Origin of the sequence: Streptomyces sp. XM83C, from assembly GCF_023072675.1 — a bacterium.
Classification (GTDB): Bacteria; Actinomycetota; Actinomycetes; order Streptomycetales; family Streptomycetaceae; genus Streptomyces; species Streptomyces thermocoprophilus.
This window is the reverse complement of sequence record NZ_JALLGL010000001.1, coordinates 90,091-106,089: the sequence shown is the minus strand read 5'-3', so window position 1 is coordinate 106,089 and position 15,999 is coordinate 90,091. Positions and strand designations below refer to the sequence as shown.

The following is a 15,999-nucleotide window of genomic DNA, read 5'->3' as shown; positions in this document are numbered from 1 at the left end:
CGCCCCCCGGTCGCCCTGGCCGACGCGGAGCAGCCCGCCGCCCCCGCCGCCCCCGCCGTTCCGCCGATCACCTCGCGCAGGGTGCCCGCGAAGAGGTCGGCCTCCGGGTCGGCGACCAGGACGCGGGCGCGCACCTGGGCCGGAGGGATGGCGTCCAGGCGTACGTCTCCCCAGGTCACCGCCGAGGGAACGTACCGGCCCAGGCGGTCCACCACCTCCGCCGCATCCGCCGGGCGGTCCGCCACGAGTGCCGTCAGACCGCCCGGCCGCACCCGCACGCCCGAGTCGGGGTCGTGCAGCACCGCCGGCTCGGCGGGCGCCTCGGCCGTGCCCGCATCCGGTTCCGGCTCCACGCCCAGCAGCCGCACCACGCGCCGCGCGGCCACCACGCCCCGCCCGAGCTGGTAGGCCCACTCCACGAAGTACGACATCGGGCGCACCAGCACCGCCACATAGCCGTACACCGACACCAGCTCGCCGACGGTGATGGTCCCCTGGGCCGCCATCCGCGCCGCCAGCCACGCCACCACCGCCAGATACAGGGTGGGCAGGCCCAGCCCGAGCGCCTGTAGCCAGCTGGCCACCGCGCCGACCCGGTAGCCCTGGGCGCGCAGCCGGGCCGAGTCCCGGCGGAACCCGTCCGCGAACAGGCCCTTGCCGCCGAGGCCGTTGAGGACGCGCAGCCCGCCCGCCAGGTCACCGATCCGCGCGGTCAGCACGCCCTGCCGCTCCCGGTACTCCGCCTCCACCGTCTGGAGCCGACGCGTCAGCGGCCCGATCAGGAGGGCGATCAGCGGCATCCCGACGAACACCACCAGCGTCAGCCGCACCGACACCGTCAGCAGCAGCCCCGTGACGGCGAGATAGGCGGCGACCGCGCCGACGCCGGGCCCGACGACGGTCAGCGCGGACGCGATGTGCTGCACGTCGCCGACGCCGATGGTGACGACCTCACCGGCGCCGACCCGGCGCGGCAGTACCGCGCCGAGCCGCACCACATGGTCGACGACCACCTTCACCGTGCGGAAGTTGGCGTCCATCCGCACCCGTGTCATCGTGCGGTGCCGCAGGATGCTCAGCCACGCGTTGAACGCGCCCACCGCCATCATCAGCGCCGTCCACAGCACGAGCGCCCCTGTGTCGCCGGGCACCAGGCCCTCGTCGACGGCCCGCTGCATCAGATACGGCGTCGCCGACAGCAGCACCATCCAGACGCTGCCGAGCAGCGCGCCCGCCACCGACCGGCCCGCCTGGCAGCGCACCAGCCACCACAGGTAGTGCCAGCCGCCCCGGTGGTCGGGCACACCGGGATCCCCGTACGTGTCGATCACCGAAACCCCGCCCCTGCCGTTCCGCCCCGCCGTCGTGCGTCCGCTGTCGACCGCTGCCCGCTCACGCGAGGCTGTCCCGCCACGCCCGGTGCAGATCGGAGAAACGGCCGCTGCCCGCGATCAGGTCGGCGGGTCTGCCGTCCTCCACGATCCGGCCGCGTTCCATCACCAGCACCCGGTCGGCGATCTCCACCGTCGACAGCCGGTGCGCGATCACCACTGCGGTACGGCCGTGCAGCACCGTCTCCATCGCCCGCTGCACCGCCCGCTCCCCGGGGATGTCCAGCGAACTCGTCGCCTCGTCCAGGATGAGCACCGCGGGATCGGCCAGCAGCGCCCGCGCGAACGCCACGAGCTGGCGCTGCCCGGCGGAGATACGGCCGCCGCGGCGGCGTACGTCGGTGTCGTAGCCGTCGGGCAGGGCGCTGATGAACTCGTGCGCGCCGATCGCCTTCGCCGCCAGCTCGATGTCCTCCCGTGTGGCGTCGGGCCGGCCGATCGCGATGTTGTCGGCGACCGAGCCGGAGAACAGGAACGCCTCCTGCGTCACCATCACCACTCCGCGCCGCAGCTCGGGCGTGGCCAGGTCGCGCAGGTCCACGCCGTCCAGCAGGATGCGCCCCTCGGTGGGGTCGTAGAACCGGGCGAGCAGCTTCGCCAGCGTCGACTTGCCGGCGCCGGTGCTGCCGACGACGGCGACGGTCTGCCCTGCGGGCAGCGTCAGGCAGAAGCGGGGCAGCACCTCGCCGCCGGTGCGGTACGCGAACCGCACCTTGTCGAAGACGACCTCGCGGCCCGGCATGTCGTCCTTGGCCGGGGGCAGTTGGCGCGGCTGCGCCGGCTCGGGCACCGACGGGGTCTGCGCGAGCAGGCCGGCGATCTTCTCCAGGGACGCGGCGGCCGACTGGTAGGAGTTGAGGAACATGCCGAGCCGGTCGATCGGGTCGTACAGCCGCCGCAGATACAGCACGGCGGCGGCCAGCACACCCAGCTCCAGTGAGCCGTCCGCGACCCGGTAGGCGCCCCACAGCACGATCGTCGCGACGGCCGTGTTCGCGACGAGGCGGGAGCCGACGACATAGCGGGCCATCTCCAGCAGCGCGTCGCCGTTGCTGCGTTCGTGCCGCCGGTTCAGCACCCGGAACTCGGCGTCGTTGACGTCCTCGCGGCGGAAGGCGCGCACCGGGCGGATGCCGTTCATCGTCTCGACGAACTTCACGATCACCGCCGCGATCGCCGTGGACCGCACCCGGTACACCTCGCCGGCCCGCCGCTGGTACACCCGTACCAGCAGATACAGCGGCACGAACGACGCCACGGCGACCGCGCCGAGCCCGAGGTCCAGCCACAGCAGCATCGCCGAGATGTACACGAAGGACAGGATCACCGTCACCAGCTCCTGGAGGCCCTCGTCGAGCAGCTCCCGCAGCGATTCGACGTCCGTGGTGGAGCGGGAGATCAGCCGGCCGCTGGTGTAGCGCTCGTGGAAGTCGACGCTGAGGGCCTGCGCGTGCCGGAAGATCCGTCCGCGCAGATCGAGCAGCACGTCCTGGTTGACGCGGGCGGCGGCGGTGATGAACGCGTACTGAAGCGCGCCGGAGGCCGCCGCGCTCAGCAGATAGCCGACCGCCACGGCGATCAGCGGGCCGTGGTCGTCGCGGCGGAAGGCGGGCACGGCACGGTCGATGGCGTACGCCACGAGCAGCGGGCCCGCCTGCACGGCCGCCTGCTGGAGCAGCAGCAGAAGCGTGGTGACCGCGACGCGGGCCTTCATCGGCGCGAGCAGGGACCGCAGCAGCGCGGCTGTCGCGCCCGGCGGGGTGGGCAGGACGTCCCGGTCGAAGGGGTCGCCGGCGGACTCCCGCCGCCGGTCGGCGTCGTCGTCGGTGGGGGTGACGGAGGCGGTGGGGGCCGTCATGGGGTGGGGTCCTCCCGGTACTCCTCGGCGCCGGACATGAGATGGGCGTACTCGGCGTTGCCCCGCAGGAGTTCGTGATGGGTGCCGACGGCGGTGATCCGGCCGCCGGAGAGCAGGGCGACGCGGTCGGCGAGCAGCACCGTGGACGGGCGGTGCGCCACGATCAGCGCGGTCGTGTCGGCGAGGACCCGCCGCAGCGCGGCCTCCACGGCGGCCTCCGTGTGCACGTCCAGCGCGGACAGCGGATCGTCCAGCACGAGGAACCGGGGCCTGCCGACGACCGCGCGGGCGAGCGCGAGGCGCTGCCGCTGCCCGCCGGAGAGGCTGTGGCCCTGCTCGCCGACCTGGGTGGCGGTGCCCTGCGGGAGGGCGTGGACGAAGTCGGCCTGGGCGACGGCGAGGGCGCGGTCCAGGTCGGCGGGGGAGGCGTCGGCGGCGGCGCCCATGAGGACGTTCTCGCCGACGCTCGCGGAGAACAGCGTGGGTTCCTCGAAGGCGACGGCGACCTGGGCGCGCAGCTCGGCGCGGCTCATCGCGCGGATGTCGATGCCGTCGAGGGTGATACGGCCCTCGGTCACCTCGTGCAGCCGGGGCACGAGCGCGGTCAGGGTGGTCTTGCCGCTGCCGGTGGCGCCGACCAGGGCGAGGGATTCGCCGGGACGGATGTGCAGGTCGATGCCGTCGAGGACGGGTGGGCTGTCCGGAGGCGCGTCGGGGTAGCGGAAGCGGACGTTCTCGAAGCGGATGCCGTCGGGGCGCGGCCCGGCGGGCGTCTTCGCTGCGGGGGTGTCCAGCGGCCGGTCGGACTCGGGCCGCTCGTCCATCACCTCGAAATAGCGTTCGGTGGCGGTGGCCGCCTCCTGGCTCATCGCCAGCAGGAACCCGATCGACTCCACGGGCCAGCGCAGCGCGAGGGCCGTCGACAGGAACGCCACCAGCGTCCCCGCGGACAGCTCCCCGTCGGCCACCTGCACCGCACCGACCACGAGCGCGGCGCCGATCGCGACCTCGGGCAGGGTGACGATGACCGCCCAGATGGTGGCGAGCAGGCGGGCCTTGCGCAGTTCGGTGCCGCGCAGGGTGGCCGACAGTTCGCGGAAGGCGCGGGCCTGGCTGCGGTGGCGTCCGAAGCCCTTGATGATGCGGATGCCGAGGACGCCCTCCTCGACGACGGTCGTCAGATCGCCGACCTGGTCCTGGGCGAGCCGGGCGGCATCGGCGTACCGCTTCTCGAAGACCACGCACATCACGATCACCGGGACGACCGGGCCGAGGATCACCAGGCCCAGCGTCCAGTCCTGCGCCAGCATGATGATCACGCCGACGAGGATCGTCACGCCGTTGACCAGCAGGAAGGTCAGCGGGAAGGCGAGGAACATGCGCAGCAGCATCAGATCGGTGGTGGCGCGCGACAGCAACTGGCCCGACGCCCACCGGTCGTGGAAGGCGACCGGCAGCCGCTGTAGATGCCGGTACAGATCGGCGCGCATCTCCGCCTCGACGTGCGACAGCGGGCGGGCCACCAGCCAGCGCCGGAACCCGAACAGCAGTGCCTCGGTGAGGCCGAGCAGCAGCAGCCACAGCGCGCCGAGCCACACCCCGGCCGGGTCACGGTCGGCGACCGGCCCGTCCACCATCCACTTCAGGACGAGCGGGATGACGAGCCCCATGCAGGAGGCGACGATCGCGACGCCCGCGGCGGTGAACAGCCGCACACGGACGGGCCGTACGTACGGCCACAGGCGCAGCAGCGCACGGACGGCGGAGCGCGGGACGGTCTCCCGGGCGGCGGCAGGTGTGGTGGACATCAGGAGCGAGCCTACGGTTCACCACTGACATCGCCCACCGAGTTTTCGTCGGCGGGGGCGGCGCGTCCGAGTATCCGTACTCATGCATATCGTCGAACGCCTGTGCAATGATCGGCGACCGTCACGGAAGCCGACGGGACAAGGGGGAGGCGGCATGAGACGTCGCTGGGTCAAGGTGCTCACGATCACGGTGGTCGTGCTCGCCGTGCTGTTCACGGTCGTCGACCGGATCGCGGTGCACTTCGCGAACGGCGAGGTCGCCGAACTCGCCACCGAGAAGTACTTCGGCAGTCCGTCGGGCAGCGACCTGGACGTGTCCATCACCGGCTTCCCGTTCCTCACCCAGGCCGCGGGCCGAGAGTTCGACCATGTCACCCTGGACGCCGACCGTGTGCTGGTGAACAGCACCGCCAACCGCACCGGCGACTACCTCGACCTCACCGACCTGCACATCGACCTGTACGACGTCTCCGTGCCGTCCTTCACCGCCCGCTCGGCGGAGGCCGACCACGCCACCGGCACGGTGACCGTGCCCTACGACGACCTGGCGAAGACGCTCGGCCGGCTCGGCAACGGCGAGTTCACCGTCACCCCGGCGGGCGACGACCGGATCAACGTCAAGGGCGACCTGGTGGACTTCGAGACCGGCCGCCGTACCCCGGTCGACACGACGGGCACCCTCCGGCTCGCGGGCGACGAGTTCTCCGTCGTCGTCCCCGGCGCCGGCAAGGCCGGCGCCACCTGGCGCGCCCCCCTCCCGCCGGGCATCGACATGACCGCCGCCCACACCACGAAGACCGGCATAGAACTCACCCTGGAGGGCCATCAGGTGGGCCTGGGAGCGACCCGCTTCACCCGCTGACGCCGAGCGGACATCCGAACTGCCGTGGATGTCGAGGCCACCGACCGACCGCCTTCGGCGGCGGGGCCGTGGGCCGGCGCCTCACCGCACCCGCAGCAGCAGTACCGCACGTTCCGGGACCGTGATGTCCGTGCCGGCGGCGTGGAGGGTGCCGGGGGGTTCCGACTGGTTCTCGCGGGACGTGTCCAGCAGGAGTTCGTAGCGTTCCGCCCATGGGGGGCCCGGGAGGGTGAAGGGGACCGGGTGGTCGCCGGCGTGGAGGACGGTGAGGAAGCTGTCGTCGGTGATCGGCTCGCCGCGCTCGTCGCGGCCGGGGATGTCCCGGCCGGAGAGGTACATGCCGAGGGTGGCGGCGGGGGCGTACCAGTCGGCCTCCGTCATCTCCGTGCCCCGCGCGGTGAACCAGGCCAGGTCGCGCAGGCCGTCCGCGGAGTGCGCGCGGCCGGAGAAGAACGCGCGGCGGCGCAGCACCGGGTGGCGGTGACGCAGGGCGATCAGGCGGGCGGTCAGGTCGAACAGGGCCCGCCAGCCGGGGTCGTCGAGGAGGCTCCAGTCGACCCAGCTGATCTCGTTGTCCTGGCAGTAGGCGTTGTTGTTGCCGCGCTGGGTGCGGCCCATCTCGTCGCCCGCGACCAGCATGGGTACGCCGGTGGACAGCAGCAGGGTGCTGAGCAGGTTGCGGAGCTGGCGGCGGCGCAGGGCGCGGATGTCCTCGTCGTCGGTCTCGCCCTCGTGGCCGCAGTTCCAGGCCCGGTTGTCGTCGGTGCCGTCGCGGTTGCCCTCGCCGTTGGCCTCGTTGTGCTTGCGTTCGTACGACACCAGGTCGCGCAGGGTGAACCCGTCGTGCGCGGTCACGAAGTTCACGGAGGCGTACGGGCGCCTGCCGCCCCACGCGTACAGGTCGCTGGAGCCGGACAGCCGGTAGCCCATCTCCCGCACGTCGGGCAGCGCGTGCCGCCAGAAGTCGCGGACGGCGTCCCGGTAGCGGTCGTTCCACTCCGTCCACAGCGGCGGGAAGGCGCCGACCTGGTAGCCGCCGGAGCCGACGTCCCACGGCTCCGCGATCAGCTTCACCCGGCGCAGCACCGGGTCCTGCGCGATCACCGCGAGGAACGGGGAGAGCATGTCCACGTCGTGCATGGAGCGGGCCAGCGCCGCGGCCAGGTCGAAGCGGAAGCCGTCGACGCCCATCTCCGTCACCCAGTAGCGCAGCGAGTCGGTGATCAGCCGCAGTACGTGCGGCTGCACGACGTGCAGGGTGTTGCCGCAGCCGGTGTAGTCGGCGTAGCGGCGGGCGTCGGACCGCAGGCGGTAGTAGCCGCGGTTGTCGATGCCCTTGAGGGACAGCGTCGGGCCGTACTCGCCGGCCTCCGCGGTGTGGTTGTAGACCACGTCCAGGACGACCTCGATGCCGGCCGCGTGCAGTGCCCGCACCATGCGTTTGAACTCGCCCACCTGCTGGCCGGTGGTGCCGGACGCGGCGTACGCGGCGTGCGGGGCGAAGTAGCCGATGGAGTTGTAGCCCCAGTAGTTGCGCAGGCCGCGCCGCAGCAGATGGTCCTCGTGCGCGAACTGGTGCACCGGCAGCAGCTCGACGGCCGTCACGCCCAGCTTCACCAGGTGCTCGATCGCCGCCGGGTGCGCGAGCCCCGCGTAGGTGCCGCGCAGCTCCTCGGGGACGCCGGGATGGAGTGCGGTGAAGCCGCGTACGTGCAGCTCGTAGATGACCGAGTCCGCCCACGGTGTCTTCGGGCGGCGGTCGTCCGCCCAGTCGTCGTCATCGTGGACGACGACACCTTTCGGCACGTACGGCGCCGAGTCCCGGTCGTCGCGGACCGTGTCGGCGACATGCTGGTCGGGCCAGTCCCGCACATGCCCGTACACCTCGGCCGGCAGGGAGAACTCGCCGTCCACGGCCCGCGCGTACGGGTCGAGCAGCAGTTTCGCCGGGTTCCAGCGGGCGCCCGTCCACGGGTCCCAGCGGCCGTGCACCCGGTAGCCGTACCGCTGCCCGGGCAGCACGCCCGGCACGAAGCCGTGCCAGATCTCATGGGTCAGCTCGGTCAGCCGCAGCCGGGTCTCGGTGCCCTTCTCGTCGAACAGGCACAGCTCCACGCCCTCCGCGCCGCCCGCCCACAGGGCGAAGTTGGTGCCGGCCACTCCGTCCGGGCCGACCCGGAACCGGGCGCCCAGCGGCATCGGCGTCCCCGGCCACACGGCCCCGGCCGGTGCGCGCCGCGTCCCGTTCACGACGGCGGCCGGTCGCGGCTCACCGGCGGCCTGCCCGTCGGCGACCGCCTCCTGCTCGGCTGCGCTCGACACCTGTATCGGCCCTTCGTCGGTCGGCTCCGGCCCGTGCGGCGGGGGCGGCGGCGTCCCGGCCGCGGCGCCCCCGTACGGCGTCCTTCTCACAGTTCTGCCCAGACGGGCGCTCGCACTCACGTTTCCCCAGGGCGGGCCGGTCGTTGGGCAGGCCGTGAGGCATGCACACGGACGCGCACGGCGCGCGGGGGCCGTCCTGGCCGCCGTACTGACATGGGCGGGACTGCTGGCCGGGGCGGTCGGCTGCACCGCCGACGGCACGACACCGATCGACAGCGTGTTCGGCAAGGGGTCCGCCCCGAAGGACGTCATCCGGGTCACCCCCGAGGACGGCAGCAAGGAGGTGAGCCCGGACCGGCGGCTGCGGGTGCGCATCCCGGACGGGCGCCTGGAGTCGGTGAAGGTGGTGAAGTCGCAGGACGCGCAGGAGACCCCGGTGCCCGGCCGGATCTCCGCCGACGGCCTGACCTGGCAGCCCGCCGAGGACCGGCTGGCGCTCGCCGCCGAGTACACCGTCGACGCGGTCGCCGTCGACGGGCACGGCCGCCGCTCCGCCCGCCACGCCGTCTTCACCACCAAGGTCCCCGGTCGGCGGTTCGTCGGCTACGTCACCCCCGAGAACCGTGCCGTCGTCGGCACCGGGATGATCGTCTCCGTCGAGTTCAACCGGGAGATCACCCATCGGGCGGCCGTGGAGCGGGCCATCGAGGTGAAGGCGGAGCCCCCCGTGGAGATCCGCGCGCACTGGTTCGGCGACTCCCGCGTCGACTTCCGCCCCGAGCACTACTGGAAGCCCGGCACCCGCGTCACCGTCGCGCTGCGGCTGCGGGACGTGGAGGGCGCGCCCGGCGTGTACGGCCTGCAGTCCAGGACGTTCTCCTTCACCGTCGGCCGCAGCCAGGTCTCCCTGGTCGACGCCGCCGCGCACACCATGGAGGTGCGGCGAGACGGCGAGCTGCTCGCCACCGTGCCGATCACGGCGGGCGCCCCGAAGACCACCACGTACAACGGCAAGATGGTGGTGATGGAGATGCTGGAGGTCACCCGGATGAACGGGGCGACGGTCGGCTTCCGCAAGAAGGACGGCAAGAGCGAGTACGACATCCCCGACGTGCCGCACGCGATGCGGCTGACCGACTCCGGCACCTTCCTGCACGGCAACTACTGGGCGGAGGGCGTCTTCGGCGAGGAGAACGTCAGCCATGGCTGTGTCGGTCTGCGGGACGTGAAGGGCGGCGGCGCGGACACCCCGGCGGGCTGGTTCTTCGACCGCAGTCTCGTCGGGGACATCGTCGAGGTCGTCAACAGCAAGGACAAGACGGTCGCCCCCGACAACGGCCTCGGCGGCTGGAACATGGGCTGGAAGCAGTGGAAGGCGGGCAGCGCGTTGCGCTGACCCTCCCCGGCGCGTTCACGGTTGGGACGGAACAGTGACATTCCCGCCCCTCCGGCCCCCCCTGACCATGCAGTTAATATGCGCGCACAGCGTGCCCGCGAGCTGCGGCGACGCTGCGGTGCGGGCCCGGTCGGGGCCCGGGGGAGGGGAGACACAGCTGTGAACGTGCGTCCGATACGGGGGGCGTCGGCCGATGGGCGTGGGCGGCGGCGCGGATGGACGGCGATGGCCGTCGGCGCGCTGCTGCTGGCCACCGCGGCCTGCGGCGGGGGTGGCTCGGACTCCGGGTCCGCCGGCGACGGCAAGAACCCCGGCAAGGCGACCGCCGTCGCGCAGAGCGGCCAGTCCGAGGCCGTCGTGACCATCGCTCCGAAGAACGGCGCCACCTCGGTCGACACCAGCGGCGCCCTCAAGGTCACGGCCGCCAAGGGCAAGCTGACCGAGGTCGTCGTCAAGGACGGCAAGGGCACGAAGGTCGACGGCGCGATATCCGCCGACGGCACCAGCTGGACGCCGGCGACGCACCTCGCCGCGTCCACGAAGTACCAGGTGCACGCGGTCGCCAAGGACGCGGCGGGCCGTACGGCGGCCGAGGACGCCAGCTTCACCACCCTCACCCCGAAGAACACCTTCGTCGGCACGTTCACCCCCGAGGACGGCTCCACCGTCGGCGTGGGCATGCCGTTCTCGGTCCGCTTCACCCGGGGCATCACCCACCCCGAGGACGTCGAGAAGGCCATCAGGATCACCACCGAGCCGCCCGTCGAGGTCGAGGGCCACTGGTTCGGCAACGACCGCCTCGACTTCCGGCCCGAGAAGTACTGGCAGGCAGGCACCAAGGTCACCGTCCGCCTCAACCTGGACGGCGTCGAGGGCCGCCCCGGCGTCTACGGCAAGCAGTCCAAGACCGTCTCCTTCACCATCGGCCGCAACCAGGTCTCCGTCGTCGACGCGAAGGCCCACACCATGCAGGTCATGCAGGACGGCAAGGTGATCAAGACGATCCCCGTCACCACCGGCAAGCCCGGCTACGCCACGTGGAACGGCCAGATGGTGATCAGCGAGAAGTTCACCGTGACCCGGATGAACGGCGACACGGTCGGCTACGACGGCGAGTACGACATCAAGGACGTGCCGCACGCGATGCGGCTGACCGACTCCGGCACCTTCGTGCACGGCAACTACTGGGGCGGTGACGCCTTCGGCAACTACAACGCCAGCCACGGCTGCATCGGCCTGCGCGACGTGCGCGGCGGCTACGACGGCAAGGCGCCGGCCGCCTGGTTCTTCAGCCACTCCATCGTCGGTGACGTGGTCGTCGTGAAGAACTCCACCGACCCGGTCGTCTCCCCGTCCAACGGGCTCAACGGCTGGAACATGTCCTGGGAGAAGTGGAAGGCCTGACCCGGCACCCCGCGCGGCCGGCGCCCACGCGCCCGGCCGCGCCGCCGTGACGTCTCCCGTGGCCGTGGTCGTCGCCCCGCTTCAGGACGCGGCTTCGAGCGCGTCCAGGGAGGCGAGCACGGCCTGCACGTTCAGCCGACCGGACGCCACGAGCTGGGCGCCGCCGCGCCGCAGCGCGGCTGCGAAGGGCCCCGCCCACGTGTTCTCGTAGATCAGCAGCCCCGCCGAGTTGCCGGGCTCCACGGCGGCTGCGGCCTCCTCCAGATCGTCCTGGCCGATCAGCCCCGAGTTCACGCCCTCGAAGACGGCGAGATCGAGCAGCCCGTCACCGGTCAGGTCGGCGATCTCCAGCGCGGTCACCGAGCCGTCCTCGTCCTTCCTGATGAACCGCAGGTCCAGGATGCGGATGATGCCCCGGTCCACCAGATCCACCAGCAGCGGGAAGGCCTCGCCCGTCATACGGTTGCCGGGGAACTCCACCACCACGTAGTCGATGGGTCCCGTCTCGTCGAGTGGCTCGCTCATCCTCGGTCCCCTCTCGCACCGGTCGGCCCCCGAGTGCCATTGCATCACCGGCGGGCAGGCACCGCACCCGCTGCGGGCCGCGGTCACCGCCCGCCCTCGGCGGGCCCTGCGGGCGGGCGGGATGCCGGGCCGCCCCCGCGATGCTCTACTGGAGGTGCCGGCCCGCACACGGCTGCCGCTGGGAGGCGATCACCATGCCAGGTCTGCTTCGCGGAGTCGCCCGCACCGCCGTCGTCGCCGGCACGGCGACCGCGGTCTCCAACCGGGTGTCCCGACGCCAACAGGGCCGCTGGGCCGCGCAGGCGCAGCAACAGCAGGCGATGCAGCCCGCCTACGGATCGTACGGATACGGAGAGCCGCCGGCGGCGGAGACCACCACCTCGACGCCCGACGAGATGACCGCCAAGATCGAACAGCTCAAGCAGCTCGGCGAGCTGAAGGCCCAGGGCATGCTCACCGAGGCGGAGTTCCAGGAGCAGAAGCGCCGCCTGCTCGCCTGACGCCCGGCCCCACCGGGCCGTCGGACGAGGCGCACGCGCCGCGCCCCGGCATCCGCACGATCCGTACGGGCCGAGACGACGTACGCCCGCGCCCCGGCGCCCGTACGCCCCGCACGGGCCGGTCCCGCGCGGTGTGACCGACCGCACCGGACCCACCCCCGTTAGTGGCCGTTAACCTGGCTGCCATGACCGTGAATCTCGAAGTCGCCGAGGGCGTCGGCACGCTGCGCCTGGACCGCCCGCCCATGAACGCGCTGGACGTCGCCACCCAGGACCGGCTGAAGGAACTCGCCGAGGAGGCCACGCGCCGCGACGACGTGCGCGCCGTCGTGATCTACGGCGGGGAGAAGGTGTTCGCGGCCGGCGCGGACATCAAGGAGATGCAGGCCATGGACCACACCGCGATGGTCCTGCGCGCCCGCGCCCTCCAGGACTCCTTCACCGCGGTCGCCCGCATCCCCAAACCGGTCGTCGCCGCCGTCACCGGGTACGCGCTGGGCGGCGGCTGCGAGCTGGCCCTGTGCGCGGACTACCGCATCGCCGCCGACAACGCCAAGCTCGGCCAGCCCGAGATCCTCCTCGGCCTCATCCCCGGCGCGGGCGGCACCCAGCGGCTGTCCCGGCTGATCGGCCCGTCGAAGGCCAAGGACCTCATCTTCACCGGCCGTATGGTCAAGGCCGACGAGGCCCTGACGCTCGGCCTGGTCGACCGGGTGGTCGCACCGGAGCAGGTGTACGCCGAGGCCCACGCCTGGGCCGCCAGGCTCGCGCAGGGGCCGGCGATCGCGCTGCGCGCGGCGAAGGAGGCGATCGACACCGGTCTGGAGACCGACATCGAGACCGGCCTCGCCGTCGAACGGAACTGGTTCGCGGGCCTGTTCGCCACCGAGGACCGTGAGCGCGGCATGCGCAGCTTCGTGGAGGAGGGACCGGGCAAGGCCAAGTTCCTCTGACGCTCCGATCCCGGCGGGACCCGGTCGGCCTGACGCGATGTGACCTCGGGAACGAGTTCGGCCGGAGGGCTTGCAATTGACGTGATGTCTGATCCGGGTCCCCCGAAGGGGCGGTTTGTGGGAACCTTGGGGCGACCTTGAGCCTGTCTCGTCGAGGGAGCCTGTCGATTGCCTCCGGCCGAGCCGTCACCGCAGGTCAGCCCGGGTACGTCGGACGCCGAAGTGCCCCTGTCATATGCCGAGCGCATGAAGCGCAAAGGGGGCGTCCAGGGGGCGTATTCGCCCGGAACGCCTCCGCGTGCCGTACCGGACGGCCATGATGGGGGCATGGCGGGGCTGGAGGGCATCGATCAGCCGCGGGGACACGGCCGTGCTACAGCGGCGGCACGCTGGTCGCCCGCTGTCGAGGACGAACGGGCGCTCAAGGCACTGGAGTTGTACGGCAACCCCACGGAAGCGGAGGTCCCCTTACCGTCGCTCCCCGAGTCCGCCGGCACCGCCCGCCGCCTCGCCCAGGTCGTCGTCCTGCGGCACTGGGCGCTGGGTCCCAAGCTGACCGAGGACACCGTCCTGCTGGTGTCGGAACTCGTCGGCAACGCCGTACGGCACACCGGCGCCCGCGTGTTCGGGCTCCGTATGCGCCGCCGCCGAGGCTGGATCCGCGTCGAGGTCCGCGACCCCTCCCGCGGCCTGCCCTGCCTGCTGCCGGTGCAGGAACTCGACACCAGCGGCCGGGGCCTCTTCCTCGTCGACAAACTCGCCGACCGCTGGGGCGTGGACCTCCTCCCGCGGGGCAAGACGACATGGTTCGAGATGCGCGTGTCCGACCGCTGACGTACGCCACAGCCGCCCAGGGGCGCCCTGCGGTGGCGGCCCGCTGTCGGATGAGGCCCGCGGTTCGGGTGCGACCCGCATCCCGCCACCGTCCGGGTGAATCGCCCGGTTTTATGCCATAACGCCCCTTAAATGGTCCGGTGACCTCCACCGACCGCCGCGCAGCGCTCCGCACCGGCGCCGGCCTCCTCGCCGGAGCCGCCGTCACCGCCGCCTGCGCACCCTCCGGCACCGGCGCCCCGGACAGTCCCGGCACCGGACAGCCCCCTGCCGCACCGGCGGCCGACGCCCCCGCGGCGCCCGGCCCGCGCCGCTTCCCGGGCAGCCCGGAGCAGATCACCCACGGCCCCCGCACCCGCGCCCGCGTCGCCCTCACCTTCCACGGCCAGGGCGACCCCGCCCTCGCCCGCGCCCTCCTCGACACGGCCGAACGCCACGGCGCCCGGCTGACCGTCCTCGCCGTCGGCACCTGGCTGGACGACCACCCCGAGATGGCCCGCCGCGTCCTCGACGGCGGCCACGACCTCGGCAACCACACCCAGAACCACCTCGACATCGGCGCGATGCCCGAGGCCGAGGCCCGCGCCGAGATCACCGCCTGCGCCGACCGGCTGAAACGGCTCACCGGGTCCATCGGCACCTGGTTCCGCCCCTCCCGCGCCGCGCGGGCCTCCCCGCTCGTCGCCCGCCTCGCCCGCGAGGCCGGCTACCCCCATGTCCTGTCGTACGACGTGGACTCGCTGGATTTCACCTCGCCCGGCGCCGACGCGGTCACCCGCACCGTGCTCGCCGAGGTCCGGCCCGGTTCCGTCGTGAGCCTGCACTGCGGCTACCCCGACACGGTCGCCGCGCTCCCCGCCGTCCTGACCGCCCTCGACCGCCGCGGCCTGCGCGCGGTCACCACCACGGAGCTGCTCAGCTGATGCCCACCATGCGTCCCTCCCGCGCCCTGCTCACCGGCACCGCCCTGCTCGCCGCCGCGGCCCTCGCCGCCTGCGGCACCGAGACCAAGGACCGGCAGACCGTCCAGACCGTCCAGACCACCAAGGCCGCCCTGCCCGCCCCGGCGCAGAAGAAGCAGCCGCCGGCCGTGCACGGCCTGCCCGGCATGCCGCCCGTCCTCGACCCGAAGGACGTCTACGCCGCCGACCGGCCCAACCGGCTCTCCCCGGTCGTCAAGGACTTCCCGTCCCGCGTGTACGTGCCGAACACCGAGTCCGACACCGTCTCCGTCATCGACCCGAAGACGTACGAGGTGATCGAGACGATCCCCGTCGGCCGGCAGCCGCAGCACGTCGTGCCGTCCTGGGACCTGAAGACGCTGTGGGTCAACAACAACCGCGGCCACACGCTCACCCCCATCGACCCCAGGACGGGCAAGGCGGGCAAGCCGGTCGAGGTGCACGACCCGTACAACCTGTACTTCACGCCCGACGGCAAGTACGCCGTCGTGATGGCCTCCCTCGACCGCGAACTGGTCTTCCGCGACCCGCACACCATGGAGCGCAAGAAGACCGTCCCCGTCACCTGCTACGGCGTCAACCACGCCGACTTCTCCCTGGACGGCCGCTACTTCATCGTCTCCTGCGAGTTCAGCGGCGAACTCCTCAAGGTCGACACCGCGCAGATGAAGGTGGTCGGCCAGCAGAAACTCCCCTTCAAGGGGGCCATGCCGCAGGACGTGAAGGTGTCGCCCGACGGCAAGCGGTTCTACATCGCCGACATGATGGCCGACGGCATGTGGGTGCTGGACGGCGACAAGTTCACCGAGCCCACGCTGCTGCCCACCGGCAAGGGCACGCACGGCCTGTACGTCAGCCGGGACTCGCGCGAGATGTACGTCTCCAACCGGGGCGAGGGCACCGTCTCCGTCTTCGACTTCCAGCAGAACAGGATCACCAAGAAGTGGAAGCTGCCGCAGGGCGGCAGCCCCGACATGGGCGGCGTCTCCGCCGACGGCAAGGTGCTGTGGCTGTCGGGCCGCTACAACTCCGAGGTGTACGCCATCGACACCAGCACCGGCCGACAGCTCGCCCGCATCAAGGTCGGCAGCGGCCCGCACGGCCTCGCCGTCTACCCGCAGCCGGGCCGCTACTCCCTCGGCCACACCGGCATCTTCCGCTGAGGACGCACGGCCCCGCCGGTC

13 protein-coding genes are annotated in these 15,999 nt (G+C 72.4%); 8 read left to right on the top strand and 5 right to left on the bottom strand.

Annotated features, from left to right (window positions below):
- From MTQ10_RS00460 to MTQ10_RS00450, 3 genes are all read right to left on the bottom strand, one after another.
- The coding region (locus MTQ10_RS00460; RefSeq protein WP_247461001.1) for an ABC transporter transmembrane domain-containing protein at window positions 1-1,331 on the bottom strand (1,331 nt) is incomplete at its 3' end.
- Window positions 1,332-1,392: 61 nt separating this feature from the next.
- On the bottom strand, window positions 1,393-3,249 hold the full coding sequence (locus MTQ10_RS00455) for an ABC transporter ATP-binding protein (protein WP_247461000.1): 1,857 nt from the start codon (window positions 3,247-3,249) through the stop codon (window positions 1,393-1,395).
- Window positions 3,246-5,057, bottom strand: coding sequence for an ABC transporter ATP-binding protein (locus MTQ10_RS00450; protein ID WP_247460999.1), 1,812 nt, complete (start codon window positions 5,055-5,057; stop codon window positions 3,246-3,248). Before MTQ10_RS00450 ends, MTQ10_RS00455 begins: the two co-directional genes overlap by 4 nt.
- Window positions 5,058-5,211: 154 nt before the next feature.
- On the opposite strand from MTQ10_RS00450, the gene MTQ10_RS00445 reads away from it, so the two are divergent.
- Window positions 5,212-5,919 carry an LmeA family phospholipid-binding protein gene (locus MTQ10_RS00445; protein WP_247460998.1) on the top strand — a complete coding sequence of 236 codons (708 nt, stop codon included), beginning with the start codon at window positions 5,212-5,214 and terminating at the stop codon, window positions 5,917-5,919.
- Window positions 5,920-6,000: 81 nt separating this feature from the next.
- Here MTQ10_RS00445 and glgX read toward each other — a convergent pair whose 3' ends face one another.
- The gene (gene glgX / locus MTQ10_RS00440) at window positions 6,001-8,241 is read right to left on the bottom strand and encodes a glycogen debranching protein GlgX (protein WP_247460996.1); all 2,241 of its coding nucleotides are present in this window, start codon (window positions 8,239-8,241) and stop codon (window positions 6,001-6,003) included.
- A 154-nt stretch (window positions 8,242-8,395) separates the two neighbouring features.
- Between glgX and MTQ10_RS00435 the strand changes: the two genes are divergently transcribed.
- Window positions 8,396-9,637, top strand: coding sequence for a L,D-transpeptidase (locus tag MTQ10_RS00435; RefSeq protein WP_247460994.1), 1,242 nt, complete (start codon window positions 8,396-8,398; stop codon window positions 9,635-9,637).
- A 159-nt stretch (window positions 9,638-9,796) separates the two neighbouring features.
- Window positions 9,797-11,041, top strand: coding sequence for a L,D-transpeptidase (locus MTQ10_RS00430; RefSeq protein WP_374117548.1), 1,245 nt, complete (start codon window positions 9,797-9,799; stop codon window positions 11,039-11,041).
- A gap of 81 nt (window positions 11,042-11,122) precedes the next feature.
- On the opposite strand, the gene MTQ10_RS00425 is transcribed toward MTQ10_RS00430, so the two are convergent.
- Window positions 11,123-11,566: a DUF6325 family protein gene (locus tag MTQ10_RS00425; RefSeq protein WP_247460990.1), complete on the bottom strand. Its 444-nt coding sequence runs from the start codon at window positions 11,564-11,566 to the stop codon at window positions 11,123-11,125.
- A 194-nt stretch (window positions 11,567-11,760) separates the two neighbouring features.
- Here MTQ10_RS00425 and MTQ10_RS00420 point away from each other — a divergent pair, with 194 nt between their 5' ends.
- The 5 genes from MTQ10_RS00420 to MTQ10_RS00400 all read left to right on the top strand — a co-directional run bounded on the left by MTQ10_RS00420 (window position 11,761) and on the right by MTQ10_RS00400 (window position 15,978).
- Window positions 11,761-12,066, top strand: a complete 306-nt coding sequence (locus tag MTQ10_RS00420; RefSeq protein WP_247460988.1) for an SHOCT domain-containing protein — start codon at window positions 11,761-11,763, stop codon at window positions 12,064-12,066.
- Window positions 12,067-12,251: 185 nt separating this feature from the next.
- Window positions 12,252-13,019 (top strand): enoyl-CoA hydratase/isomerase family protein, encoded by a 768-nt coding sequence (locus MTQ10_RS00415; RefSeq protein ID WP_247460986.1) that lies wholly within the window; start codon window positions 12,252-12,254, stop codon window positions 13,017-13,019.
- Between the two features lie 327 nt (window positions 13,020-13,346).
- Window positions 13,347-13,853: an ATP-binding protein gene (locus MTQ10_RS00410; RefSeq protein WP_308404522.1), complete on the top strand. Its 507-nt coding sequence runs from the start codon at window positions 13,347-13,349 to the stop codon at window positions 13,851-13,853.
- A 140-nt stretch (window positions 13,854-13,993) separates the two neighbouring features.
- Entirely contained in the window at window positions 13,994-14,776 is a 783-nt protein-coding gene (locus MTQ10_RS00405; protein WP_247460982.1) for a polysaccharide deacetylase family protein, read from the top strand.
- Window positions 14,776-15,978, top strand: a complete 1,203-nt coding sequence (locus MTQ10_RS00400) for a YncE family protein (RefSeq protein ID WP_247460980.1) — start codon at window positions 14,776-14,778, stop codon at window positions 15,976-15,978. The genes MTQ10_RS00405 and MTQ10_RS00400 overlap by 1 nt, the downstream gene beginning before the upstream one ends.
- Window positions 15,979-15,999 lie beyond the last annotated feature (21 nt).